Genomic DNA, 22,529 nt, shown 5'->3' with positions numbered 1-22,529 from the left:
AGAAGGACCGAGCCATGGCCAAGAAGGCCGCCGCCGAAAGCGGCAAGCAGGAAGCCAAGCAGGACGCGTTTGACGCCCTGAAGGGACCCAAGCCGCGTTCGATCGTCATCGACATGATGGTGTTCTGCGGCGGCATCGGCTCGCTGGTCTGGGTCCTGCGCAACATGGCGCCGACCTAAGGGTTCTGGCCTAGGCGCGATCTATTCTCGCCGCGTAGCAGCCCCACTTGGCGTAGTGGGCGTGCAGGTAGGCGATCTTCTCATCCTCGAACAGTTTCGCGATCAGGCTGTCGGCCTGAGCGCCCTCGACGATGTCGGCGGCCAGCATCATGCCGTCGGCGTCGAAGGCTCGCAGCGCCAGCAGGCGGCGGCGCAGGGCGGGCGGCATTTCGTTGATCGTCGCGACCGGTTCGACATGCTCGCGCACGAAGATGGCGTGGCTGGCGCGGAACGGCGTCGGGGCCGGCTGGTGCTCGTAATTGACCAGGATCAGGGTCTCGCCCGGCTCGGCGTCGTCCAGGCTGACGCGGCAGGGAAACCCCCGCGCCACGTCGGCGATCACGCGGCGGGCGCCGTGGGCGGCCAGGGTCGCCTCGTCCATCGCGAAGAGCGGGGCGAACGGTTCGGCGGGCAGGCTGGTGACGGCGTAGGCCATGGGGAACTCCTCTGTTGAGGTGGTTCTCGCGCTGACCGCCTGGACGCGACACCCGATCCTTGCGGTCCGGCTCTGCTTGCCGAACCGCGTTCACGGGCGTAGAAGCCGCGCTCCCAACCGATGGAGGCAACCATGATCAGCAAGACGGAAGACCGCTTCGTCCTTCCCGTTTCCCTGACCGTGGGTTCGCATGTCCTTCGTCACTCTGGATGCCGTTTCCGCCGCCACGCCTGATGGCCGGCTGCTTTTCGAAAATCTGAACCTGTCCATCGGGGCCGAGCGTATCGGCCTCGTCGGGCGCAACGGCGCGGGCAAGTCGACCTTGCTGGCGCTGATTGCGGGCGCGCGTCCACCGCTGGCCGGGACCGTCGCGCGGACGGGCGTGGTCGCGACGCTGGACCAGACGCCAGATGTCTCCGGCGAGGCGCGGCTGGTTGACCTGTTGGGCGTCGGCCCCGACTGGGATCGCCTGTCGCGTATCGAGCGCGGGGAGGGCGACGAGACCGACCTCTCCGAGGCCGACTGGGAGCTGCCGGCGCGGCTGGACCAGGCGTTGGCCGACGTGGGCCTCTCGGGCCTCGACGTCGAGCGACCGGCGGCGGCGCTGTCGGGCGGGCAGGCGACGCGGGCGGGGCTGGCGCGGCTGCTGATCGCGCGGCCCGACGTGCTGCTGCTGGACGAGCCGACCAACAACCTGGACGCCGAGGCGCGCGGGATCGTCGCCAAGGTGCTGGCCCGCTGGAAGGGCGGGGCGGTGGTGGTCAGCCACGACCGGTCCTTGCTGCGCGGCATGGACCGGATCGTCGAGCTGTCGTCCCTGGGCGCGCGTTCGCACGGCGGTGGCTGGGACCTCTATGCCGAGCGCAAGGCCGAGGAGGCGCAGGCGGCCCAGCGCGACCTGGACCACGCCGAGAAGGAAGTCCGCCGCGTCGCCCGCGAGGCCCAGGTGGCCCGCGAGCGCAAGGACCGCCGCGACGCCGCCGGCAAGCGCTTCGCCGACCGCGGCGGCACGCCCAAGATCGTCTTGGGCATGATGGCCGAGCGGGCCGAGATGAGCGGCGCGCGTGAAGGCAAGCTGGCCGAAAAGCTGGCGGGCCAGGCGGCGGAAGCCAAGGCTGCGGCCGAGGCCCGCGTCGAGCGCGCCCGGACCCTGGGCTTCGACCTGCCGTCGTCGGGCCTGCCGGACGGGCGGACGGTGTTGAGCTTCGACGATGTCAGCTTCGTCTGGCCGGAGGGGACGCCGGTGATCCAGGACCTGTCGTTCCGCCTCGCCGGACCCGAGCGGGTGGCGGTGTCGGGGCCGAACGGGACGGGCAAGACGACTCTGATCCGCCTGGCGACCGGCGACCTCTTGCCGACTTCGGGGGCGGTAAAGCTGTCCGTTCCCGTCGCTCTATTGGACCAGCGAGCGGCGCTGCTGGCCGACGACCAGACCATCCTGGAGAACTTCCGCCGCTTGAACCCGGCCGCGACCCAGAACGACGCCCATGCGGCCTTGGCCCGGTTCCTGTTCCGCAACACCGCCGCGCATCAGGTCGCCGGAACCCTGAGCGGCGGCGAGCGCCTGCGGGCGGCGCTGGCCTGCGTGCTGTGTGCGGCCGCGCCGCCGCAGCTGCTGATCCTGGACGAGCCGACCAACCACCTGGACCTGGCCTCGATCGAGGCCGTCGAGGCGGCGCTGTCGGGCTATGACGGGGCGCTGCTGGTCGTCAGCCACGACGCCGACTTCCTGGAGGCGATCGGCATTGAACGGAGGATCACCCTCGGCTAAGTCTATGTGACCGGTAACATTGGGCGCGATCCGATGACCCGGCAACGCAGGGCGAGGACAGAAATGGACGGCGGTCGGGACCACCCGCTTCGGGTGACATTGAGCGAACTGATGCACCTGCGGGCTCTGCCGCTGGACCGCGCGCCGGTCCGCCTGCGCCAGTGGGTCTATCTGGTCGAGCCTGAAGACCGCGCGGCGGAGGCGGGTTTCGTTTCCCTGTTCGCTCCGGGGCAGGACCCCGCACTGGGCCGTGTGGTCGTCGAAGGCGAAGACGGCGGCTGGCTGTGGGAGCGTCACCAGGAGTTCTCGACCTGGACCTGGTTCGCTTACGGACCGTTGGGACACGACCTGGGCTTCCAGCCCCAGCCCGGCGCCTTCTGGCTGGACGGCGCGCCGGGCCAGGTATTCCGGGGCGTCGAGATCTCGGTCTCGGCCCCCGGCGCGCAGCCGCCTTCCGAAAACGACCTGGGCGGCCACATCGATCTGGCCCGCTGCGTCTCGTGCGAGGTGTTCGACGGAGCGGCGCGGATCTGGACCGACTTCCGGCTGCGCGAGGGCGGCACGGGCCGCATCCATGTGCGCAATGTCAGCCTGGCCCATGACGAGGTCTCGCGGCTGGTGCAGACCCTGCTGGAGATCGGCAACTACAGGAAACTGGCCCTGATCGGCTTCCCGCCGGCGCGCGAGCTGCTGGCCTGGCTGGACGGGGCCGAGGCGCGGCTGGCGGCGATCACCAGCGGCCTGGCCGCCGGCGAGGACAGCCAGAGCGTCCTCGACCACCTGCTGGCGCTGTCGGCCGAGGTCGAGCTGCGGGCGGCCAAGAGCCGCTTCCGTCGCGGGGCCACCGAGTCCTATCACCGCCTGACCCTGGATCGGCTGGAGGCCCTGCGCGAGCGCCGCGTGCCCGGCCACTCGACCATGAGCGAGTTCATCGCCCGGCGCCTTCTGCCCGCCATGCGGACACGGGAAGCGGCCGATCGGCGGCTGGACGACCTGTCCTTGCGCATCGCCCGCAGCGGCGACCTGCTGCGCACCAAGCTGGGGTTGGCTCAAGATCGCCAGAACCAGGAAACCCTGCGCGGCATGGACGCCAGCCTGCAACTGCAGACCAAGCTGCAGGGCCTGGTCGAGGGGCTGTCGATCTTCGCGGTCGGCTACTATGTGCTGGGCTTGCTCGGCTATCTGCTGAAGCCCTGGCTGCACGGCCTGGCCGAACACCTGATGTCGGCCCTGGTCCCGCTGGTGCTGATCGCCGTCGCCGCCAGCCTGCACCGGCGCAAGAAGCGGTTGATCGACGGGGCGCACTAGGGGCTTAAGTCCGCCGGTGAACTTGGACGCTTTCATCCAGCAGCGCCTGCCGCTCGAACCCGTGCCCGGCGTGCCGGAGATCCGTCTGCACCGGGCGGGGCCGAGCAGTGGCCTGATGCGCCTGGCCGACGCCGATCCAGAATTCGGCTCACCGTACTGGGCGCGGCCGTGGGGCGGGGGCCTCGCCCTGGCGCGGCACGTGCTCGATCATCCGGAGGCCGTCGCTGGAAAGTGCGTGCTGGACCTTGGCGCGGGCTCGGGCCTGGTCGCCATCGCTGCCGCCTTGGCCGGTGCGGGCGAGGTGAGGGCGGTCGATGTCGATCCCTATGCAGTCACGGCCGCGCGCCTGAACGCCGCCGCCAATGGCGTAACGATCGTGATCGAGCAGGCCGACCTGCTGGACGGCGATCCGCCGGACGTCGACCTGATGGTGGTGGGCGATCTCTTCTACGACCAGGACCTGGCGACGCGGGCCGAAGTGTTCCTGCGGCGCTGCATGGCGGCCGGGATCGTGGTGCTGATCGGCGACCCGTTCCGCGCGTCCTTGCCGACCGAGCGGCTGGCGGTGGTGGCGGAGTATCCGGTGGCGGACTTCGGGGATCCGGACGGAGCGGCCAGGGCCGCCGCCGTCTTCAAGCTGATCTAAGCCTTGCGGTTCAGCGTGATCGCCGAGCCCATGGCCGGGCGATCATTGACCATGCCGCCGGAGCCATAGGTGGTGGCCGGGGCGGCGCGCTGGCTGGCGATTTCCGAGGCGACGGCGTGGACCAGGCCCTCGGTCACGGTCTTGGCGGCGTTCACGGCGCGGGCCTGACGGGCCAGGACGGCGTCGAAGGCCTCGGTGGCGCGCAGCAGGCGCTGGCGCAGCTCGGGCTTGGCGGCCTCGACCAGGGCAGGGCTGTGCCGAACGCGCATCGACTCGTGCCGATAGACATTGGCCAGCTTGGCCGTCTCCTCGACGTACTGCGCCGCCTCGTGCGGGCGGTGGTTCTCGAAGGCCGTGGCCTCCTTGGCGATCAGGTCGGTCAGGCGTTCGGTCAGCAGGGTCAGCTGATGGACGCGATCGTCGGCGTCGATGGCGGCGATGGCCATGGCTTAGTGCTCCTTCAGGCCCTGCATCTTCAGCATCTCGCGCTGAATGACGGAGGAGAGGCCGACGCCGCCGGCCTTGGTGACTTCCTTGGACATCGCGTCCGTCATCATCGACTTGAACATCTCTTCGCCGTTGCCGCCGCCGAAGGGCTCCGAGGTTTTCACGCCCTCGAACATCTGCTGCATCATCACCGACAGGAACGAGGCCTCGAAGGTCTTGGCCGTGTCGGCGATCTTCTTGCGGGCAGCGGTGTCCTTGGTCGTATCTTCAACCGCGCCTTTAACCGCCGCGCCGGCCGTCTGCACCGCCTTGGCGGCCGTCTTCACCGTGGCGGCGGCCGCGCCGAACTGCGGGACGAAGGTCGAGATCGTGTCGAAGGCGCTCATCACATCACCTCGATGTCGGCTTGCAGGGCGCCCGCGGCCTTCACGGCCTGCAGGATCGAGATCATGTCACGGGGCGTGACGCCCAGGGCGTTCAGGCCGCCGACCAAGCCCTTCAGCGACGGCGAGCCGCCCAGGGTGACCAGCTTCTTGCCCTTCTCCTCGTCGACATTGACGGTCGACTGCGGGACGACGGCGGTCTGGCCTTGGCTGAACGGGGCCGGCTGGCTGACGGCGGGGCTTTCCTGGACCGAGATGGTCAGGTTGCCTTGGGCGATGGCCACCTGGCTGATGCGGACGTCGTCGCCCATGACGATCACGCCGGCCACTTCGTCGATCACCACCTTGGCCGGGCCGTCGGGCTCGACTTCCAGGTTCTCGATGTTGGTCATGAAGGTGATCATGTCCGTGTTGGCGGGCGCGCGGGTGGCGATGATGGTCGGGTTCTGGGCCTGGGCGCAGCCGGGGAACTTGGCGTTGATGGCGTCGGCGATGCGGCGGGCGGTGGTGAAGTCCGGATTGCGCAGCGTCAGGCGCATGATGTCCATGTTGACCATCTGGAAGCCGGTCTCGCGCTCGATGACGCCGCCGCCGGCGATCCGACCCGCGGTCGGCACGCCCTTGGTGACCGAGCTGCCCGAGGCGCCGCCGGCCGCGATGGCGCCGGTCTGCACCGAACCTTGGGCCACCGCATAGGTCTGGCCGTCCGCGCCTTGCAGGCTGGTGACCAGCAGGGTGCCGCCCAAGAGGCTCTTGGCGTCGCCCAGCGTCGAGACGGTGACGTCCAGCTTGGACCCGGCGGCCGAGAACGGCGGCAGGTTGGCCGTGACCATGACGGCGGCGGTGTTCTTGGTGTTCAGGTTGCCGTCGCGGACATTGACGCCCTGACGTTCCAGCATCGCCTCCAGGCTCTGCTTGGTCATCGGCGCGTTGCGCAGGCTGTCGCCCGAGCCGTTCAGGCCCACGACGATGCCGTAGCCGATCAGCTGGTTCTCGCGAACGCCCTCGAAGGCGACGATGTCCTTGATGCGCGACTTGCCGATCGCCGGCGCGGCGACGAAGGCCGAGGCGACGGCGAGGGCGGTCAGGACGGTGCGAAAGAATGAACGCGACATGGCAATTCCGTAGCGGGGGAAGATCCCCGCGCCGCCTCTTGCCAGAAGCGGGCCACTTTGAAGGCCTTATGACTCAAGGGATTCCGGATTTGGCGGTGGTCCGCCCGGCGCCCGGCGGCAGAATCTGCCCGGCATTAACCATACTTCAAGCGCGCGGACGCACTATGTTTCGTGCGATGAGAAAAGTGACTCGCGCATGAGAGCTTTTGGAGCGGTCGGATGAAGGTTTCCAGCACGGGGGGCGTCTCGTCGACTGGCGCGTCGCGGGCCAAGCCCGCCGGCGGATCGACGGGCTTTAGCCTTCCGTCCGTGAGCGCAGCCCCCGCCGGCGCCGTTGGCGCCACGTCCGTGGGCGGCCTGACCGGCGTCGGCTCGGTCGACGCCTTGCTGGCGCTGCAGGAGATGGGCGCCGTCGGCAGCCCTCTGGAGCGCAAGAAGCGCGCCGTCCGCCGCGCCGACCAGATCCTGGACATCCTGGGTGAGGTCCGTATCGCCCTGATCGACGGCGACATCACGCCCAGCACCCTGGACCGCCTGACCCGCGCCATTCGCGAGCAGCGCGAGAACACCGATGATCCCAAACTCGAGGGGATCCTCAACGAGATCGAGACGCGCGCCGCCGTCGAGCTGGCCAAGCTGCAGAGCCGGGGCCACTGAAATGAGCGAGGCGGGGAACCTGAAAGCGGTTTTTCCCTGCCACGCTTGGCTTTCTCGCGCGTTTTATACCTGTCCGCGCCGTGGAAATGGCCTTCGCGAGCGAGGGGCGCGCCATGAACGCGCCGCTCACGCGAGGTTCATTGAACGCGGCTCACCTTTTGCTATAAGCACGCAGCCCTTAAGGGCTGAGTTCATTGGGGCGTGAGGCGTTGATGCAAACGGCCACTGTTCTTGTTGAGAAGTCTGGTTATCGTCCTTCCGAGGACGAGCCTTTTATGAACGAACGGCAGCTTGAGTATTTCAAGCAAAAGCTGCTGGCATGGAAAGAAGAGATCCTTCGCGAATCTCGCGAAACGGTCACTCATCTCCAGAAAGAAACCGAGAACCACGCCGATCTGGCTGATCGCGCGTCCTCGGAAACCGACCGGGCTCTTGAGCTCCGTACCCGCGATCGTCAACGGAAGCTGATCTCCAAGATCGACCAGGCCCTGCGCCGAGTCGAGGATGGCTCCTACGGCTATTGCGAGGAGACGGGCGAGCCCATCGGCCTGGCTCGACTGGATGCTCGCCCTACGGCGACCATGAGCGTCGAAGCCCAGGAACGGCACGAGCGCCGCGAACGCGTCCACCGCGACGACTAAAGCGGCCCGGCAGGGGGACTGTTGTGTTTTCGAGCGGCCTCGGGGGAAACTCCGGGGCCGCTTTTGTCTTGGTAATTGGCCGCCGATCGGTTGTCCTGACGGAAAGAGTCGGAGAGATCGATGATGGCGCAGCTGACGCGACGGGGCATTGCGGGTCTGGCCTTGTTGACGCCGGCGATCGCCGCCGCTGCGCCGCGCAAGCTGATCCGTCCGGCCGCGCCGTTCGACATGCCCAGCATCGGCGTGCCGGACTTCTCGAAGAGCCGTCGGTTTCTGATCACCGACTTCGGCGCCGATCAGGGCGACCAGGGCAAGACCAGCCAGGCCATTGCTCAGGCTATTGCCGCCGCCAACGCGGCGGGCTCCGGCGTGGTGGTCGTGCCCGAGGGGACCTGGCCGACCGGCAAGATCCATCTGAAGAGCAACGTCGCCCTGCACCTGGTCAAAGGCGCGACCCTGCTGTTCTCCGAAAAACCCACCGACTACCTGCCGCCGGTCCTGACCACCTGGGAGGGGCTGGAGTGCTGGAACTATTCGCCGCTGGTCTACGCCTATGACTGCGAGAACGTGGCGATCACCGGGCCCGGCAAGCTGAAGGCCAAGCTGGACGTCTGGAAGGTCTGGTACGCCCGGCCAAAGCCGCACATGGACGCGCTGGTGAAGCTCTACCACGCCAGCGCCAAGGGCGAGCCGGTCAGCGAGCGCCAGATGACGGCGGGGGAGGCCAATCTTCGCCCGCAGTTCATCCAGTTCAACCGCTGCCGCCACGTGCTGGTCGAGGACATCAGCATCGAGGACAGCCCCTTCTGGGTGCTGCACCCGTTCCTCTGCACCGACGTGGTCATCCGCCGCGTGAAGATCCGCGCCCACGGCCACAACAACGACGGCGTCGATCCGGAGATGAGCCAGAACGTGCTGATCGAGGACTGCGTCTTCGACCAGGGCGACGACGCCGTCTCGGTGAAGTCGGGCCGCGACCAGGACGCCTGGCGACTGGGCACACCCTCGCGCAACATCGTCATGCGCGACTGCAAGGTCCTGAACGGCCACCAGCTGATGGCGATCGGCAGCGAGCTGTCGGCCGGGATCGAGAACGTCTTCGTCCAGAACTGCCACTTCACCGGCGACGGCAAGGGGGCGGACGGCTGGGCGGTGCCGATCAACAACATCCTGTTCGTGAAGACCAACGAGCGTCGCGGCGGCTATGTCCGCAACATCGTTGTCGAGAATGTCAGCGCCACCAAGATCGTCGGCGGCGTGCTGAGCGTCGACACCGACGTGCTCTACCAGTGGCGCAACCTGGTCCCGACCTATGAGCGCCGCCTGACGCCGATCCAGAGCCTGGTGATGCGCGACGTGCGGGTCGAGGAGGCCAAGTTCGTCTGCCGCATCAAGGGCGAGGCCACCTTGCCGGTCCGCGACGTGCGACTGTCGAAGATCGCCGTCGGCAAGAGCCTGGAGGCGCCGGTCGCCAACGAGAATGTCGAAGGATTCCGATACGATGCCTGACCGTTCGGAGCGCGCCGCGTGAGTTTCTTCGAAAGCCTGCTGGCCCTGGTGGGCATCGCGGTCCTGCTGCTGCAGGTCTCGCGGCGCATCAAGGCGCCGTATCCGACCATGCTGGCAGCCGCTGGGGTGTGCCTGGCGCTGGTGCCGGGCGCGCCGAACATCTCGATCGAGCCGCATACGGCCCTGGCCCTGTTCCTGGCCCCGGCCCTGGTGGATGCGGCCTTCGACTTCCCGCTGGCCGACATTCGCAAGCTGTGGCGGCCGTTGTTCGCCCTAGTCGTGGTGGCCGTGGCGCTCAGCGCCGGGGCCGTGGCTTGGCTGGGCGTGGCCATGGCCGGCCTGCCGATCGCCGCCGCCGTGGCCCTGGGCGCGATCGTCGCCCCGCCGGACGCCGCGGCCGCCACCGCCGTGCTCAGCAGCGTGCGCATGCCGCGCGGCTCGATCGCGGTGCTGAAGGGCGAGAGCCTGCTGAATGACGCCTCGGCCCTGCTGCTGTTCTCGGCGGCCCTGGCCTTCCAGGCGCAAGGCGGCATCGATCCGGCCCTGGGGGTGAAGCTCAGCCTGGCCGCGCCGGGTGGGGTCATTCTGGGCATGCTGCTGGCGCGGGTGCTGCGGTTCCTCAGCCCGTTCGTCACCGGCACCCTGGGCGGCAACGTCATGGAGTTCGTCGTCGCTTTCGGCTGCTGGGTGCTCGCCGAGCGGCTGGGCGTGTCGCCGGTGCTGTGCCTGGTGGCCTTCGCCATGACCGTCGCCAGCACGGCCGCCATGCGCACGCCGCCGCGCATGCGCATCCACAGCTTCGCCGTCTGGACCTCGGCGGTGTTCCTGCTGAACGTGGTGGCCTTCCTGCTGATGGGCTTCCAGGCCCGCACCATCGTCCTGGCCATGGATCGCGACCGGCTGATGGACGCGGCGGTCTTCGCGGCCCTGGTGGTCGCCACCCTGATCGTCGTGCGGATGGTCTGGGTGCTGGTCTATATCCGCCTGGCCCAGCAGTTCCACAGCCTGCGCGGCGGCTATCCCATGCCCAGCTTGAAGCACGGCGTGCTGGTTGGCTGGTGCGGCATGCGGGGCCTTGTGACGCTGGCGACAGCCTTCGCCTTGCCGGCCAACTTCCCGCAGCGCGACCTGGTGGTGTTGACCGCCTTCGCCGTGGTGCTGGCGACGCTGGTCCTCCAGGGCCTGACCCTGACGCCGCTGATCCGCCTGATGGGCCTGGATCGCGAGGACGCCCTGGGTGAGGAGCTGGTCCGCCTGCGCGGCGATCTGGCCGGCGCGGCCCTGCGGGTGCTGGACGGCCGGACGGGCGAGGCCGTCGACCACTGGCGCTATCGCTTCGCCGCCGTGCCGACCGGCTTCCCGCCGGCCACCGGTCCGCTGGAGGCCCGCCGCGCCATCGGTCTGAAGGCCATTCACGGCCAGCGCCTGCGACTGGAAGAGCTGCGCCTGTCCGGCGAGGTCGGCGCCGACGCCTTCCTGATCCTGCAGGAGGAGCTGGACTTCGAGGAGGTCTCGATCAGCCGCGAGGACGAGCGCCAGATCGAGGAGAGTTAGCGCCCACAACCCTCCTCGACGCGCGACTGGCGTTGTTCGACGAACGGGGTCTTGCCAGCTTGAGCGGTCGCCTGGAAAGTTGGGTCATGATCAAGCTCACGCCCCTGGCCCTGGTGGCCGCCCTCGCTGCCGCCGGCTCGGCCTGCGCCGCCGATCTTCCCGCCACCGAGCGCTGGTGGGCGCACGTCAAGGTGCTGGCCGACGACAACATGGAAGGCCGCCTGGCCGGCACGCCTGGCTACGACCGCGCCGCCGCCTATGTCGCCGGCCGCTTCTCGGCCATGGGCCTGAAGCCCGCCGGGACCGACGGTTATCTCCAGCCCGTGGCGTTCGCGGTGCAGCGGATCTTCCCCGACAAATCCAGCGTCACCCTGGTCAAGGACGGGGTCGCCGCGCCGCTGGCCCTGGGCGAGGATCTGGTGCTCTCCGCCCGCGTCGCCCAGCCGGCCAGCCTGCCGGAGGCGCCGCTGGTGTTCATCGGCTACGGCCTGCACATGCCCGAGGCTGGCCACGACGACTTCGCCGGCGTCGACCTGCGCGGCAAGGTGGCGGTGGTGCTGAGCGGCGGTCCCGGCAACGTCCCCGGCTCGCTGCGCGCCCACGCCGCCCGCGAGCGCTGGGAGCCTTTGCAGAAGGCCGGCGCGATCGGCCTGATCACCCTCCAGAACCCCAAGCAGGTCGAGATCCCGTGGGAGCGCTCCAAGCTGCGCGCTGTTGAGCCGGCGATGCGGCTGGCCGATCCCGCCTTGAACCCGGTGAAGGGCGAGCTGTTCACCGCCGCCATGAACCCGGCCCATGCCGGGAAGCTGTTCACCGCCTCGGGCCACACCCTGGAGGAGCTGCTGGTCCTGGCCGACGCCGGTAAGGTCGTGCCTGGCTTCGCCCTGAACCAGAGCGTCCGTGCGACCGTCAGCCGTGAGACCACCAAGGCCGTGTCGCCCAATGTGGCGGCGGTGCTGCCGGGCTCTGACCCGGTGCTGTCCAAGGAATATGTCGTCCTGGCCGCCCACCTGGACGGCCTGGGCGTCGGCACGCCGATCGACGGCGACGCGATCAACAACGGCGCGATGGACAACGCCAGCGGCGTCGCCTCGCTGCTGGAGCAGGCCGCGGCGCTCAAGGCCGGTGCGGCGCCCAAGCGCTCGATCCTGTTCGTGGCCGTCACCGCCGAGGAGCAGGGGCTCCTAGGCTCGCAGTACTTCGCCGAGAAGCCGACCGTGCCCAAGGGCGCGATCGTGGCCAATGTGAACATGGACATGTTCATGCCCTCGCGGCCGGCCAACGCCATCATCGTGATGGGCGAGGAGGAGTCGACCCTGGGCGCCGTGGCCCGCCGCGCCGCCGCCAGTCAGGGCTTCGCGGTCATGCCCGACCCGGCCCCGAACCAGTTGGCCTTCGTCCGCTCGGATCAATACAGCTTCATCCGCACCGGCGTTCCCGCTCTGGCCGGACGCCTAGCCCACCCGGTGGGCTCGCCCGAGGCCAATGCCGATCGCCAGTGGCGGGCCGAGCGGTATCACGGCCCCAAGGACGACCTGTCCCAGCCGTTCGACCTGCCGACGGCGGTGCGCTTCAACGCCTACATGGCCACGATGATCCGCGAGATCGCCGACACGGAAAAGCGCCCGGAATGGCTGCCGACCAGCTTCTTCAAGCGGTTCGCGGCGGCGAAGTAGGCCTCACCACATCGTCTTGGCGGCGCGGCCGGGCCATTCGCGGTCGTAGGTCTCGCCGCCGACCTCGCCAGCGGTGACGGCGGCCAGCATGGCGCCGGGCGTGGGCAGGCTGGCCGGGTCGACGTGGCTTTCGGCCTTCCACAGGCCCGAGCGGACGATGGCGCGGGCGCACTGGAAGTAGGCCTCCTCGACGCTCACCACCATCACCGTGCGCGGCGGTTTGCCGTCGACGGCGAAGCTGTCCAGCAGGGCCGGATCCGTGCTCAGCACCGCGCGGCCGTTGACGCGGAAGGTGGTGCCCGAGCCGGGGATCAGGAACAGCAGCGCCACGCGCGGGTCGCGGACGATGTTGCGCAGGCTGTCGATGCGGTTGTTGCCGCGCCGGTCGGGCAGCATCAGGGTCTTGGGATCGGTTATGCGGACGAAGCCGGGCAGGTCGCCGCGCGGGCTGCAGTCCAGGCCCTCGGGACCCACCGTGGCCAGGGCCACGAACGGTGAGGCCTCGATCAGGGCGGCATAGTGCGGGGTGATGTGGTCGGTGACCTTGACGGTCGAAGCGGGCACGGGCTGAGGCTGGTACAGCGCCTCGAGCGCTTCGACGGTGGTGATCTCGTGCATCGCGTCCTCCCGTGCTTGAGCTTCTAGGCCCAAGGCGGGGAGGGGACAACCTCTAGGCGTTGGAGGCTCTGGCGCAGGCCTCCGCCAGCACCCGCGCCGAGATCGGCTTGTCGACGATCGGCTGGACGCGCCCACGCAGCTGGTCGGCATTGCCGGTGACATAGACCACGGGAATGCGTCCCAGCCGGCTCTCGATGGCCTCGACGGCTTCCAGGCCGGTGCCGCCCACGATGCGGTAGTCGGCTGTTATGAGATCAGGCGGATTGGCGATGGCCAGCTGCAGCGCGTCAGCGGCGCTGTCGGCTATATCGAAACTCGTGAAGCCCATCTCCGCCAGAAGAGCTTCGACCTCGAACGCGACGAGGATTTCATCCTCGATAATCAACACGTGTCGGGCCTTCGCGTGCTCGGTCATTCGCCGCAGCCTCGTCATCGTCCCAGAAGTCATTTCAATGTCGGGTCGAGCCGCCGCGCCAATCGCGTTTTCGTGATCGACCCGATCGACCCGGCTGTATCGTCGCGTCAGGCTGCACGGCGGGGGAAAACCCGTCTATGGAAGGGGAAAATCAAAAGAAGCACAGCAGGAGCGCCCCTTTGTCCCTCATCCTCACCGAAAAGCGCGGTCATATCGCCATCCTGACCCTGAACCGGCCCGAGGCGATGAACGCCCTGGGCGCGCCGGGCGACGGTGATCAGGTCGCCGCCGCGTGCGAGGCGATCAACGACGACCAGGACATCCGCTGCGTGATCCTGACCGGCGCGGGCAAGGCCTTCTCGGCCGGCGGCGACGTCAAGGCGATGAAGGCCCGCGAGGGCGCGTTCGGCGGCAACGGCGTGGCGGTGCGCGACGGCTACCGCAAGAACATCCACCGCATCGTCCGCGCCATCTACGGCCTGGAGGTCCCGTCGATCGCGGCGGTGAACGGGGCGGCGATCGGCCTGGGCTGCGACGTGGCCTGCATGACCGACATCCGCATCGCCGCCGACACCGCCAAGTTCGGCGTCACCTTCCTGAAGCTCGGTTTGATCCCCGGCGACGGCGGCGCCTGGCTGATGCCGCGCACCGTGGGCATGAGCCGCGCGGCTGAACTGCTGTTCACCGGCGACGTCATCGATGCGGCCAAGGCCGCCGACTGGGGTCTGATCAGCAAGTCGGTGCCGGCCGAGACGCTGATGGACGAGGCCATGGCGCTGGCGACCCGGATCGCCCAGCAGCCGCCGCACGCCCTGCGCATGGCCAAGAGCCTGCTCAAGCACGGCCAGACCGCCAGCTACGACACGCTGATGGAGATGAGCGCGGCCGCCCAGGCCATCGCTCACCACACCGAAGACCACATGGAAGGCGTCGACGCGATCCTCGAGAAGCGTCAGCCCAAGTTCGAAGGCAAGTAAGCATGGGTAAGGAAGCGAGCGGCGTCTGGGGCCAGCTGTCCGACGGCGAGAGCGAGGGCAAGCTGCTGTGGGAGCCGCCCAAGCTGATCTTCCGCGGCGCGGTGCGCGGCATCTATCAGGGCCATGCGCTGCGCAACCTGCGTGTCGAGAACGACGATTTGGTGCTCAGCGACGGCACCCGCTTCACGCTCGAGCCCGGACAGGCCGAGAAATGGCTGCACGCCATCCAGAACCCACCCTCGCGCCTGGACAAGCTGGGGGTGAAGCCCGGCATGACCGTGGTGGTCGACGGCGTCGAGGACGAGGCGTTCATCGCCGAGCTGGAGACCCGCATCGAGCTGGGCGAGGCCGAGGAGGGCGTCGACCTGCTGTTCCTGGGCGTCGAGGACCTGGCCGACTTCGACCGCATCGAGGATTGGGAAGGCGCGCTGGGGCCCAAGGGCGCGATCTGGATCGTGGCCCAGAAGGGCAAGGGCGCGCCGCTGAAGGATGTCGAGATCCTGGAAGCCGTGCGCAGCCTGGGCTTCGTCGACACCAAGGTCTGCGCGTTCTCGCAGAGCCACACCGCGCTGCGGTTCGTGAAGCGCAAGGCGCCGAAGGCGGAGGCCAAGCCGGCGGTGGTCGAGGACGACGCGCCGTTCGACGACGAGGACTAAACGTCTCCGGTTGAGCGGTTGCCAGCCAACCGCCAAGGGTTAAGCTCGCCGTCTCAAACAATCGGGGGGACGGCGATGAAGCTTCGTTCGATGTCGGTCGCGCTGTGCGCGGCGCTGCTGATGGGCGGCGTCGCGCCCGCGGCTCTGGCTCAGGTGAAGAGCTATTCCGCCAAGGCGTTCTACGAGACCACCAGCTATCGGGCCGCGCCCGACGCGGGCTTCAGCTTCTCGCCGGACGGCAAGAGCTTGCTGATCTCCGGCGACCAGACCGGGGTCTACAACGTCTACAGCCTGCCGGTGGCCGGTGGAGCGGCCACGCCGCTGACGACCTCGACCACCAACGCCACCTTCGCCATCAGCTGGTTTCCCAAGGACGCCCGCGTGCTGTTCAGCGCCGACGGCGGCGGCAACGAGCTGAGCCACGTCTATGTGCGCGGCCTGGACGGCGCGGTGAAGGACCTGACGCCGGGCGACAAGGTCAAGGCCGGCTTCGTGGGCTGGAGCGCCTCGGGCGACCACTTCTGGCTCTACACCAACGAGCGCGACGCCAAGACCTTCGACGTCTACGCCTATGACGCCAAGACCTATGCCCGCACCCTGGTGTTTCAAAACTCGGGCTACGAACTGGGCGACATCTCGCCGGATGGCGGGACCCTGGCTCTGTCCAAGCCGCGCACCAGCGCCGACGGCAACCTGTACCTCGTCGACCTGAAGGCCAAGGGCGAGCCCAAGCTGATCACGCCGCACACCGGCAACGTCTCGTACAACGTCTATGGCTTCACGCCGGACGGCAAGGCGCTGGTCTTCGCCACCGACGAGCACGGCGAGTTCAACCAGGCCTGGACCTACGCCCTGGCCGGCGGCGCCAAGGCCCCGCTGATCAAGGCCGACTGGGACGTCCAGGATGTCAGCTTCTCCAAGTCGGGCCGTTACCGCGTCTCGGCCCTGAACGCGGATGCGTCGACTGAGCTGACCCTGCTCGACCAGAAGACCGGCCAGACGGTGAAGCTGACCGGCCTGCCGGATGGCGACATCGGCGCGGTGCGCTTCAATCGCGACGAAAGCGCCATCGCCGTCGCGGTGGCCTCCGACACCTCGCCGGTCGACATCTTCGTGGCCGACCTCAAGAGCGGCCAGGCCAAGCGCCTGACCAAGGCCCAGAACCCGGCCATCGCCGAGAGCGACCTGGTCGAGGCCAGCGTCGCGCGCTTCAAGAGCTATGACGGGCTGGAGGTGCCGGGCGTGCTGTACCGGCCCAAGGACGCCTCGGCCGCCAAGCCGGTCCCGGCCATCGTGCTGGTCCACGGCGGCCCCGGCGGCCAGAGCCGCAAGGGCTACAACCCGATGGTCCAGCACCTGGTGAACCACGGCTACGCGGTCTATGCGATCAACAACCGAGGCTCGTCGGGCTACGGCAAGACCTTCTTCCACCTGGACGACAAGAAGCACGGCGACGTCGACCTGAAGGACGTGGTGGCCTCCAAGGCCTGGCTGCAGGGCCAGGACTGGATCGCCGATAACGGCATCGCGGTGGTTGGCGGCTCGTACGGCGGCTACATGACCGCCGCGGCCCTGGCCTTCCAGCCGGACGTGTTCGACGCCGGTATCGACATCTTCGGGGTCACCAACTGGGTGCGGACCCTGACCTCGATCCCGCCGTGGTGGGCCTCGTTCAAGGAGTCGCTCTATGACGAGATGGGCGACCCGGCCACCGACGGCGTGCGCCACCGCGCCATCTCGCCGTTGTTCCACGCCAAGAACATCAAGAAGCCGCTGCTGGTCATCCAGGGCGCCAACGACCCGCGCGTGCTGAAGGTCGAGAGCGACGAACTGGTCGCCGAGGTCAAGGCAGGCGGCACGCCGGTCGAGTACGTGGTGTTCCCCGACGAGGGCCACGGCTTCCTCAAGCGCGACAACCGCATCAAGGCGTCGGATGCGTACGTGGACTTCCTGGATAAGTACCTGAAGAAGTAGAGGCTCGTGGCCCGTCCTCGTCCTTCGACAAGCTCAGGATGAGGACTACTTCAAAGGCGTTTCAGTAGAAGACCTCACCCTGAGCTTTGTCGAAGGGCGAGGTCTTCGGCTCCTCCGGTCCGCGCCGCCAACAACCTCCGCTGCTCCGCCTTGCTGCGATACAGGAAGTCGTACGGCAACCCCAGGCGCAGGCTGGCCTGGCTAGGCGGGGAGCTCTTGATCGGAATCTTCTCGGCCAGCCGGCCGGCGGCCTTCAGGGCCAGGCGGTCGACGGTGGTCAGGTCGTATTCGCCGCCCAGCCGCAGCCGCTCGCGCACGATGGGCGGCAGCAGCGACACCGACGCCCGCGCCAGGGCTTTGTGCAGGAACTTCGGCGCGGCGGGCGCGGCCTGGCCCGACTGGATGATGTCCAGGAACTCCCCGACGATCGGGTGCGGCTCGAAGCGGGGCGCGAGCTTGTCCATCATCGCCAGGAAGTCGGCCTGGGAGGAGGGCGAGTACTTCACGCCGTACAGCCGCGCGATCGGATGGGCCTCCTCGTAGAAGCGGGTCTTCTCCGCCTCGGTCAGCGGCTCGACAAAGCGGTCATAGGCGTTGAGGAAGCCGTAGCCGGCCGTGGCGCTGACCCAGTCCAGGAGCTCGACGTCCAGCGCCTTGTAGGCCTCGCCCTTCGGCGTCTCGCCCACCACCCGCGTGTGCATGTTAGTGACGCCCTGGATCACCCGCCGCGCGGCGGCCTGCGGGCCATAGACCCCGACCATGGCGGCGATCCCGGTGCGCTTGGAGCGGCCGATCGGGTCGACCTTGTAGGTCGAGTGGTCCCAGACGCCCGAGCGGATCCGCGCGTCGGCGAACTCCAGCAGCACGGCCGCCACGCCCCCGACCGCCAGGGCGATCGGGTTCTTGTAGACCCGCCAGTGCATCGAGCCCGGATCCAGATAGGCAGGCTCGCCCGGTGGATTGGCGTAGTCGATCTTCCAGCCCAGGTACGAGGACGGTTGCGCCATACGCGATCTCCTTCCCGTAGAAAGGTCGGGGGCGGGGCCGGAGTTCACAACCTATCAAATTCGATAGGGAAACTAGGCCGCCGCCTTCTCCGCTACGGGCGCCGCCTTCGCGCCCGTCTTCTTCCCGAATTCCATCACCCCGTCTTCGACCTTGCCGAAGCGCAGGGCGACCAGGTCCAGGGCGTAGTTCTGGTGGACCTTCCATGGCTTGCGCAGGCCCTGCTTGGGGAACTGGTCCATCGAGCGGGTGACATAGCCCGACGAGAAGTCCAGCCACGGCGCGACCTCCATCGCGCCGTCGATGCGCGGCACGCAGTAGTCGGCGCCGGCGCGGTCCAGGCTGTTGAGCAGCCGGCAGACATATTCGCTGGTCAGGTCGGCCTTCAGCGTCCAGCTGGCGTTGGTGTAGCCGAAGGCCGAGGCCAGGTTCGGCACGTCGCTGAACATCATGCCCTTGTAGCTCATCGACTCCGACAGCTGGGCCGTCTTGCCGTCGACCACGACCTCCATGCCGCCGATCAGCTGTAGCTGCAGCCCGGTGGCGGTGACGATGACGTCGGCCTCCAGGGTCTTGCCCGACTTCAGCTGGATGCCGCCCTCGGTGAAGGTCTCGATATGGTCGGTGACCACCGAGCTCGTGCCCGCCTTGATCGAGGCGAACAGGTCGGCGTCGGGCACCAGGCACAGGCGCTGGTCCCACGGATTGTAGCGCGGCGTGAAGTGCGTGCCGATGTCGTAGTCCGGCCCCAGGTGCTCGCGCACCATGCCCAGCAGCCGTTCCTTGACCTTCTCCGGCTTCTTGCGGGCCATGTTGAAGAACAGCATCTGGAAGAGGACGTTCTTCCACCGCGTGAGGCCATAGGCGGTCATGGCCGGCAGCTTGGACCGCAGCCAGTTGGCCACCCCGTCCTCGGCCGGGCGCGAGACCACATAGGTCGGCGAGCGCTGCAGCATGGTCACGTGGCTGGCGGTGCGGGCCATCTCGGGGACCAGCGTCACGGCGGTGGCGCCACTGCCGATCACCACGACCTTCTTGCCGGCATAGTCCAGGTTTTCCGGCCAATGCTGCGGGTGGACGACCTGGCCCTTGAAGCGATCGACGCCGGGGAAGTCGGGCGTGTAGCCGGCCGAGTACCGATAATAGCCGGCGCACATGTAGAGGAAGCCGCAGCTGTACTGGACGATCTGCCCGTCGTGTTCGGCCTCGACGGTCCAGGTCGCGGTCTCGGTCGACCAGCTGGCGCGCTTGACCAGGTGCTTGAAGCGGATGTGGCGGTCGACATCATGCTCGCGGGCCGTCTCACGCACATAGCCCAGGATCGACGGGCCGTCGGCGATGGCCTTGGCGGCCTTCCACGGCTTGAAGCTGTAGCCCAGGGTGTACATGTCGCTGTCGGAGCGGATGCCGGGATAGCGGAACAGGTCCCAGGTGCCGCCGATCGCCTCGCGCCCTTCCAGGATCGCATAGGTCTTGCCGGGGCAGTGCTTCTTCAGGTGATAGGCCGCGCCGATCCCCGAAAGTCCCGCGCCCACGATCAGGACGTCGACATGTTCCATGGTCATTTCGTTTCCCGCCCGGTCTGGATGCCCGCCGGTTGACCCGGCGTGGCTGTATGTGAACAGTGTTCACCAACAAACGACCGTTTTGACCGAACGTCAACTGCGGCCTATCGGGTCACTTCATGTCTCTTCGCGACTTCGGCATCCTGGTCCTCGTCTGCCTGGTCTGGGCCAGCAGCAACATCATTTCCAAGCTGGTCGTCGCCCACTGGGGCGTGCCGCCGCTGTACTACGCCGCCGTGCGTTTCGCGGTGGTGGCGATCCTGACCCTGCCGTGGCTGCTGCCGGCGCCGCGGCCGACCTGGCGGATGGTGCTGGTGGGCCTGCTGATGGGCGGCGGCAACTTCGCCCTGCTGTTCATGGGCTTCCAGACCGCCTCGCCGTCGGCGGCCTCGGTGGTGATCCAGGTCGGCGTGCCGTTCACGACCCTGCTGTCGGTGCTGATCCTGGGCGAGAAGATCCGCTGGCGGCGCGGCCTGGGCATCGCCCTGACACTGCTGGGCGCGGTGGTCGTGATGTGGAGCCCCAAGGGCCTGGAGCTGTCGGCGGGCCTTTGGCTGATCGTCGCGGCCGCCTTCACCGGCTCGCTGGGCGCGGTGCTGATGAAGCAGGTCGAGGGCGTCAAGCCGTTGCAGTTCCAGGCCTGGGTAGGCTTCTCGTCGTTCTGGCCGCTGGCGGCGATGAGCGCTTTCATGGAGCCCGGACAGGTCGCCGCCGGGATCCAGGCGGGCTGGCCCTTCATCGGCGCGGTGCTGTTCTCGGCGCTGGTGGTTTCGGTCGTGGCCCATACGGCCTATTACGGGCTGATCCAGCGTTACGAGGCCAACCTGATCGCTCCGCTCACCCTGCTGACGCCGCTCTTCACCATCCTGCTGGGCGTGCTGATCACCCACGATCACTTCGATCTGCGGATGGGGATCGGCGCGGCGCTCGCCTTGCTGGGTGTTCTGATCATCGCGCTTCGGCGGAATCAGGTCATGCCGCTACTGATGTCGATCCGGAACCGCGCCCAATGAGCTTGCCTGTCATCGAGGCCCCGTCGCCCAATTTCGACGCCCGCAAGGCCGTGCCCGACACGGTGGTGCTGCACTACACCGGCATGGAGACGGGCGAGGCGGCGATCGAGCGCCTGCGCGATCCTGAGGCCAAGGTCTCGGCCCACTACTGCGTCGAGGAAGACGGCCGCATCTTCCGCCTGGTGCCCGAAGAGCGCCGCGCCTGGCATGCCGGCGCCGCCTTCTGGAAAGGCGTCAAGGACATCAACTCGGCCTCGATCGGCATCGAGATCGTCAATCCCGGCCACGAGTTCGGCTATCGCCCGTTCCCCGAGGCGCAGATCGCGTCGGTGATCAACCTGCTGGCCGACGTGCGCTCGCGCTGGATGATCCCCGACAGCCGCATCCTGGGCCATTCCGACATCGCCCCGGCCCGCAAGATCGATCCGGGCGAACTCTTCCCGTGGAAGCGCCTGGCCGAAAGCGGTCACGGCCTGTGGATCGAGCCGGCCCCGTCGCCCGGCGCGCCGCTGGGCCAGGGTGAGGAGGGGACTGGCGTGTTCGCGCTGCAAGCCGGCCTGACCCGCCTGGGCTTCGACTGCGCCCCGACCGGCAAGTACGATGAGTGGACCACGACCGTGGTCGGCGCCTTCCAGCGCCACTGGCTGCAGAGCCGCTTCGACGGCATCGCCGACGGCGAGACCCGGGCGCGCCTGGTGGGCCTGCTGCGCGCGGCGGCCGAGTAATGCATCCGGACAATCGCTTCCGCGTCGAGGACCGCGCGGTCCTGCTGGACTTCATCGCCGCCCGTCCGTTCGTGACCTTCGCCGCCTCGGTCGGCGGCCGGCCGTTCGTGGCCCAGTCGCCGGTGGTGATCCGCGACCTGGACGGCGAGATCGCCCTCGACTTCCACCTGTCGCGCGGCAACGTCCTGACGCCGCACCTGACCCAAGGCTTCCGAGCGGTGGCGCTGGCCGCGGGCCTCGACGCCTATGTCAGCCCCGACTGGTACGAGAGCGCCGACCAGGTGCCGACCTGGAACTACCAGTCCGTCGAGGCCGAAGGCTCGGTCGCGCCGCTGAACGATGAAGAGCTGATCGCCCTTCTGGACGACCTGTCGGCTCAGGAAGAAGCGCGGCTGCTGCCGAAGAAGCCCTGGACCCGCGACAAGATGAAGCCCGGCAAGTTCGACAACCTGCTGCGCGGCATCCAGGGCGGCCGGCTGTTCGTCGAGCGGCTGGAGGGGACCTTCAAGCTCTCGCAGAACAAGGGCGACGCCGACCGCCTGGGCGCGGCCAAGGGTCTGGGCGATCATCCGATCGCGGACCTGATGCGCGGCCTCTGACGCTGAAGCGTTGACCTTTGGGCTCCGCGCCGTCAAACACCGTCCCGGACCAGATGATCGGGCGGTCGCGTCGTCTTCGGACGCCGAGGAAAGTCCGGGCTCCACGGTGACAAGGCGGTGGGTAACGCCCACCGGGAGCGATCCCAGGGAAAGCGCCACAGAAAGCAAACCTCCTCCCTACGGGGCGGGAAGGGTGAAAGGGTGGGGTAAGAGCCCACCGCGGACCTGGCGACAGGGACGGCATGGCAAGCCCCGCCTGGAGCAAGACCGAATAGGGACCCCGCGCCGGCCTCGCGTCGGATAGGCCGTCACTGGCTGAGAGGGTCCGGGTAGGTCGCGAGAGCCGTCCAGCAATGGCCGGCCCAGAGGAATGATCGTCGCCATCCTTTCGAGGGTGGAACAGAACCCGGCTTACAGATCATCTGGTCCATTTTCTCTCCTCCCCCGCTGGGGGAGGTGGCCCGGAGGGCCGGAGGGGGCAGCTCGGCATAGGCCGCATTAGCCCCCTCAGTCGGCTTCGCCGACAGCTCCCCCAGAAGGGGAGCAGATTCATTTCAACTGGGCTCCAATGACACCGCCCAAGACCTCTGCTCAATAAGTTCTGTGTATGTTCTGTGGATT

At 68.2% G+C, this 22,529-nt stretch carries 24 protein-coding genes and 1 other RNA gene; 17 read left to right on the top strand and 8 right to left on the bottom strand.

Going from position 1 to position 22,529, the window contains the following annotated elements; all coding sequences use genetic code 11:
- Positions 1-14: 14 nt before the first annotated feature.
- On the top strand, positions 15-179 hold the full coding sequence (locus tag AC1RRR_RS24645; protein ID WP_492817079.1) for a hypothetical protein: 165 nt from the start codon (positions 15-17) through the stop codon (positions 177-179).
- 10 nt (positions 180-189) lie between these two features.
- On the opposite strand, the gene AC1RRR_RS24640 is transcribed toward AC1RRR_RS24645, so the two are convergent.
- Positions 190-654, bottom strand: a complete 465-nt coding sequence (locus AC1RRR_RS24640) for a DUF1203 domain-containing protein (protein ID WP_492817077.1) — start codon at positions 652-654, stop codon at positions 190-192.
- 120 nt (positions 655-774) lie between these two features.
- On the opposite strand from AC1RRR_RS24640, the gene AC1RRR_RS24635 reads away from it, so the two are divergent.
- From AC1RRR_RS24635 to AC1RRR_RS24620, 4 genes are read left to right on the top strand one after another with little or no spacing between them, the layout of a single operon-like run.
- Positions 775-888: a hypothetical protein gene (locus AC1RRR_RS24635; RefSeq protein ID WP_454714702.1), complete on the top strand. Its 114-nt coding sequence runs from the start codon at positions 775-777 to the stop codon at positions 886-888.
- On the top strand, positions 845-2,425 hold the full coding sequence (locus AC1RRR_RS24630) for an ABC-F family ATP-binding cassette domain-containing protein (RefSeq protein WP_492817075.1): 1,581 nt from the start codon (positions 845-847) through the stop codon (positions 2,423-2,425). Before AC1RRR_RS24635 ends, AC1RRR_RS24630 begins: the two co-directional genes overlap by 44 nt.
- Before the next feature lie 33 nt (positions 2,426-2,458).
- A complete protein-coding gene (locus AC1RRR_RS24625; RefSeq protein WP_492817073.1) occupies positions 2,459-3,733 on the top strand; it encodes a DUF3422 domain-containing protein in 1,275 nt (424 codons plus the stop codon).
- Between the two features lie 16 nt (positions 3,734-3,749).
- Positions 3,750-4,379, top strand: a complete 630-nt coding sequence (locus AC1RRR_RS24620) for a class I SAM-dependent methyltransferase (RefSeq protein WP_492817071.1) — start codon at positions 3,750-3,752, stop codon at positions 4,377-4,379.
- Here the strand turns inward: AC1RRR_RS24620 and AC1RRR_RS24615 are convergent.
- From AC1RRR_RS24615 to AC1RRR_RS24605, 3 genes are read right to left on the bottom strand one after another with little or no spacing between them, the layout of a single operon-like run.
- Positions 4,376-4,825, bottom strand: a complete 450-nt coding sequence (locus tag AC1RRR_RS24615; protein ID WP_492817069.1) for a flagellar basal body protein — start codon at positions 4,823-4,825, stop codon at positions 4,376-4,378. The genes AC1RRR_RS24620 and AC1RRR_RS24615 overlap by 4 nt on opposite strands.
- A 3-nt stretch (positions 4,826-4,828) precedes the next feature.
- The gene (locus tag AC1RRR_RS24610) at positions 4,829-5,212 is read right to left on the bottom strand and encodes a rod-binding protein (protein ID WP_492817067.1); all 384 of its coding nucleotides are present in this window, start codon (positions 5,210-5,212) and stop codon (positions 4,829-4,831) included.
- On the bottom strand, positions 5,212-6,324 hold the full coding sequence (locus AC1RRR_RS24605) for a flagellar basal body P-ring protein FlgI (RefSeq protein WP_492817065.1): 1,113 nt from the start codon (positions 6,322-6,324) through the stop codon (positions 5,212-5,214). Before AC1RRR_RS24605 ends, AC1RRR_RS24610 begins: the two co-directional genes overlap by 1 nt.
- Before the next feature lie 219 nt (positions 6,325-6,543).
- On the opposite strand from AC1RRR_RS24605, the gene fliX reads away from it, so the two are divergent.
- From fliX to AC1RRR_RS24580, 5 genes are all read left to right on the top strand, one after another.
- Positions 6,544-6,981, top strand: a complete 438-nt coding sequence (gene fliX / locus AC1RRR_RS24600) for a flagellar assembly regulator FliX (protein WP_492817063.1) — start codon at positions 6,544-6,546, stop codon at positions 6,979-6,981.
- A 212-nt stretch (positions 6,982-7,193) separates the two neighbouring features.
- A complete protein-coding gene (gene dksA, locus AC1RRR_RS24595) occupies positions 7,194-7,622 on the top strand; it encodes an RNA polymerase-binding protein DksA (RefSeq protein ID WP_291877972.1) in 429 nt (142 codons plus the stop codon).
- 120 nt (positions 7,623-7,742) lie between these two features.
- On the top strand, positions 7,743-9,131 hold the full coding sequence (locus tag AC1RRR_RS24590; protein WP_492817061.1) for a glycoside hydrolase family 28 protein: 1,389 nt from the start codon (positions 7,743-7,745) through the stop codon (positions 9,129-9,131).
- Positions 9,132-9,149: 18 nt separating this feature from the next.
- The gene (locus AC1RRR_RS24585) at positions 9,150-10,685 is read left to right on the top strand and encodes a cation:proton antiporter (protein WP_492817059.1); all 1,536 of its coding nucleotides are present in this window, start codon (positions 9,150-9,152) and stop codon (positions 10,683-10,685) included.
- Positions 10,686-10,771: 86 nt separating this feature from the next.
- Positions 10,772-12,361, top strand: coding sequence for a M28 family metallopeptidase (locus AC1RRR_RS24580; RefSeq protein ID WP_492817057.1), 1,590 nt, complete (start codon positions 10,772-10,774; stop codon positions 12,359-12,361).
- A 3-nt stretch (positions 12,362-12,364) separates the two neighbouring features.
- On the opposite strand, the gene AC1RRR_RS24575 is transcribed toward AC1RRR_RS24580, so the two are convergent.
- Complete coding sequence (locus tag AC1RRR_RS24575; protein WP_492817055.1) at positions 12,365-12,979, bottom strand: pyridoxamine 5'-phosphate oxidase family protein; 615 nt, start codon at positions 12,977-12,979, stop codon at positions 12,365-12,367.
- 52 nt (positions 12,980-13,031) lie between these two features.
- Positions 13,032-13,394, bottom strand: coding sequence for a response regulator (locus AC1RRR_RS24570; RefSeq protein WP_492817053.1), 363 nt, complete (start codon positions 13,392-13,394; stop codon positions 13,032-13,034).
- A gap of 179 nt (positions 13,395-13,573) precedes the next feature.
- On the opposite strand from AC1RRR_RS24570, the gene AC1RRR_RS24565 reads away from it, so the two are divergent.
- The 3 genes from AC1RRR_RS24565 (at position 13,574) to AC1RRR_RS24555 (ending at position 17,001) form a co-directional block, all read left to right on the top strand.
- Entirely contained in the window at positions 13,574-14,371 is a 798-nt protein-coding gene (locus tag AC1RRR_RS24565) for a crotonase/enoyl-CoA hydratase family protein (protein WP_492817051.1), read from the top strand.
- 2 nt (positions 14,372-14,373) lie between these two features.
- On the top strand, positions 14,374-15,027 hold the full coding sequence (locus AC1RRR_RS24560; protein WP_492817049.1) for a DUF3052 domain-containing protein: 654 nt from the start codon (positions 14,374-14,376) through the stop codon (positions 15,025-15,027).
- A gap of 75 nt (positions 15,028-15,102) precedes the next feature.
- Positions 15,103-17,001 (top strand): S9 family peptidase, encoded by a 1,899-nt coding sequence (locus AC1RRR_RS24555; RefSeq protein WP_492817047.1) that lies wholly within the window; start codon positions 15,103-15,105, stop codon positions 16,999-17,001.
- Between the two features lie 74 nt (positions 17,002-17,075).
- On the opposite strand, the gene AC1RRR_RS24550 is transcribed toward AC1RRR_RS24555, so the two are convergent.
- Positions 17,076-18,008 carry an oxygenase MpaB family protein gene (locus tag AC1RRR_RS24550; protein WP_492817045.1) on the bottom strand — a complete coding sequence of 311 codons (933 nt, stop codon included), beginning with the start codon at positions 18,006-18,008 and terminating at the stop codon, positions 17,076-17,078.
- 72 nt (positions 18,009-18,080) lie between these two features.
- A complete protein-coding gene (locus AC1RRR_RS24545) occupies positions 18,081-19,571 on the bottom strand; it encodes a flavin-containing monooxygenase (protein WP_492817043.1) in 1,491 nt (496 codons plus the stop codon).
- 119 nt (positions 19,572-19,690) lie between these two features.
- On the opposite strand from AC1RRR_RS24545, the gene AC1RRR_RS24540 reads away from it, so the two are divergent.
- From AC1RRR_RS24540 to rnpB, 4 genes are all read left to right on the top strand, one after another.
- Positions 19,691-20,584 (top strand): DMT family transporter, encoded by an 894-nt coding sequence (locus tag AC1RRR_RS24540; protein ID WP_492817041.1) that lies wholly within the window; start codon positions 19,691-19,693, stop codon positions 20,582-20,584.
- Positions 20,581-21,309, top strand: coding sequence for an N-acetylmuramoyl-L-alanine amidase (locus tag AC1RRR_RS24535; protein ID WP_492817039.1), 729 nt, complete (start codon positions 20,581-20,583; stop codon positions 21,307-21,309). Before AC1RRR_RS24540 ends, AC1RRR_RS24535 begins: the two co-directional genes overlap by 4 nt.
- Entirely contained in the window at positions 21,309-21,908 is a 600-nt protein-coding gene (locus tag AC1RRR_RS24530; RefSeq protein WP_492817037.1) for an FMN-binding negative transcriptional regulator, read from the top strand. Before AC1RRR_RS24535 ends, AC1RRR_RS24530 begins: the two co-directional genes overlap by 1 nt.
- A 49-nt stretch (positions 21,909-21,957) precedes the next feature.
- An RNA gene (gene rnpB, locus AC1RRR_RS24525) (RNase P RNA component class A) lies at positions 21,958-22,338 on the top strand.
- Positions 22,339-22,529 lie beyond the last annotated feature (191 nt).

Source organism: Caulobacter sp. GW821-FHT12D05 (genome assembly GCF_058807295.1).
Note: the sequence above shows the minus strand (reverse complement) of the source record. Positions and strands in the feature narration are given on the sequence as shown.

Excerpts from the sequence above, each read along its gene's own strand:
- AC1RRR_RS24630 (WP_492817075.1), top strand. The coding sequence starts at position 845 with ATGTCCTTCGTCACTCTGGATGCCGTTTCCGCCGCCACGCCTGATGGC.
- AC1RRR_RS24570 (WP_492817053.1), bottom strand. The coding sequence starts at position 13,394 with ATGACCGAGCACGCGAAGGCCCGACACGTGTTGATTATCGAGGATGAA.
- AC1RRR_RS24550 (WP_492817045.1), bottom strand. The coding sequence starts at position 18,008 with ATGGCGCAACCGTCCTCGTACCTGGGCTGGAAGATCGACTACGCCAAT.
- AC1RRR_RS24545 (WP_492817043.1), bottom strand. The coding sequence starts at position 19,571 with ATGACCATGGAACATGTCGACGTCCTGATCGTGGGCGCGGGACTTTCG.
- AC1RRR_RS24575 (WP_492817055.1), bottom strand. The coding sequence starts at position 12,979 with ATGCACGAGATCACCACCGTCGAAGCGCTCGAGGCGCTGTACCAGCCT.
- AC1RRR_RS24590 (WP_492817061.1), top strand. The coding sequence starts at position 7,743 with ATGATGGCGCAGCTGACGCGACGGGGCATTGCGGGTCTGGCCTTGTTG.
- fliX (WP_492817063.1), top strand. The coding sequence starts at position 6,544 with ATGAAGGTTTCCAGCACGGGGGGCGTCTCGTCGACTGGCGCGTCGCGG.
- AC1RRR_RS24560 (WP_492817049.1), top strand. The coding sequence starts at position 14,374 with ATGGGTAAGGAAGCGAGCGGCGTCTGGGGCCAGCTGTCCGACGGCGAG.
- AC1RRR_RS24645 (WP_492817079.1), top strand. The coding sequence starts at position 15 with ATGGCCAAGAAGGCCGCCGCCGAAAGCGGCAAGCAGGAAGCCAAGCAG.
- AC1RRR_RS24605 (WP_492817065.1), bottom strand. The coding sequence starts at position 6,324 with ATGTCGCGTTCATTCTTTCGCACCGTCCTGACCGCCCTCGCCGTCGCC.
- AC1RRR_RS24530 (WP_492817037.1), top strand. The coding sequence starts at position 21,309 with ATGCATCCGGACAATCGCTTCCGCGTCGAGGACCGCGCGGTCCTGCTG.
- AC1RRR_RS24625 (WP_492817073.1), top strand. The coding sequence starts at position 2,459 with ATGACCCGGCAACGCAGGGCGAGGACAGAAATGGACGGCGGTCGGGAC.
- dksA (WP_291877972.1), top strand. The coding sequence starts at position 7,194 with ATGCAAACGGCCACTGTTCTTGTTGAGAAGTCTGGTTATCGTCCTTCC.
- AC1RRR_RS24580 (WP_492817057.1), top strand. The coding sequence starts at position 10,772 with ATGATCAAGCTCACGCCCCTGGCCCTGGTGGCCGCCCTCGCTGCCGCC.
- AC1RRR_RS24635 (WP_454714702.1), top strand. The coding sequence starts at position 775 with ATGGAGGCAACCATGATCAGCAAGACGGAAGACCGCTTCGTCCTTCCC.
- AC1RRR_RS24610 (WP_492817067.1), bottom strand. The coding sequence starts at position 5,212 with ATGAGCGCCTTCGACACGATCTCGACCTTCGTCCCGCAGTTCGGCGCG.
- AC1RRR_RS24615 (WP_492817069.1), bottom strand. The coding sequence starts at position 4,825 with ATGGCCATCGCCGCCATCGACGCCGACGATCGCGTCCATCAGCTGACC.
- AC1RRR_RS24555 (WP_492817047.1), top strand. The coding sequence starts at position 15,103 with ATGAAGCTTCGTTCGATGTCGGTCGCGCTGTGCGCGGCGCTGCTGATG.
- AC1RRR_RS24535 (WP_492817039.1), top strand. The coding sequence starts at position 20,581 with ATGAGCTTGCCTGTCATCGAGGCCCCGTCGCCCAATTTCGACGCCCGC.
- AC1RRR_RS24640 (WP_492817077.1), bottom strand. The coding sequence starts at position 654 with ATGGCCTACGCCGTCACCAGCCTGCCCGCCGAACCGTTCGCCCCGCTC.
- AC1RRR_RS24540 (WP_492817041.1), top strand. The coding sequence starts at position 19,691 with ATGTCTCTTCGCGACTTCGGCATCCTGGTCCTCGTCTGCCTGGTCTGG.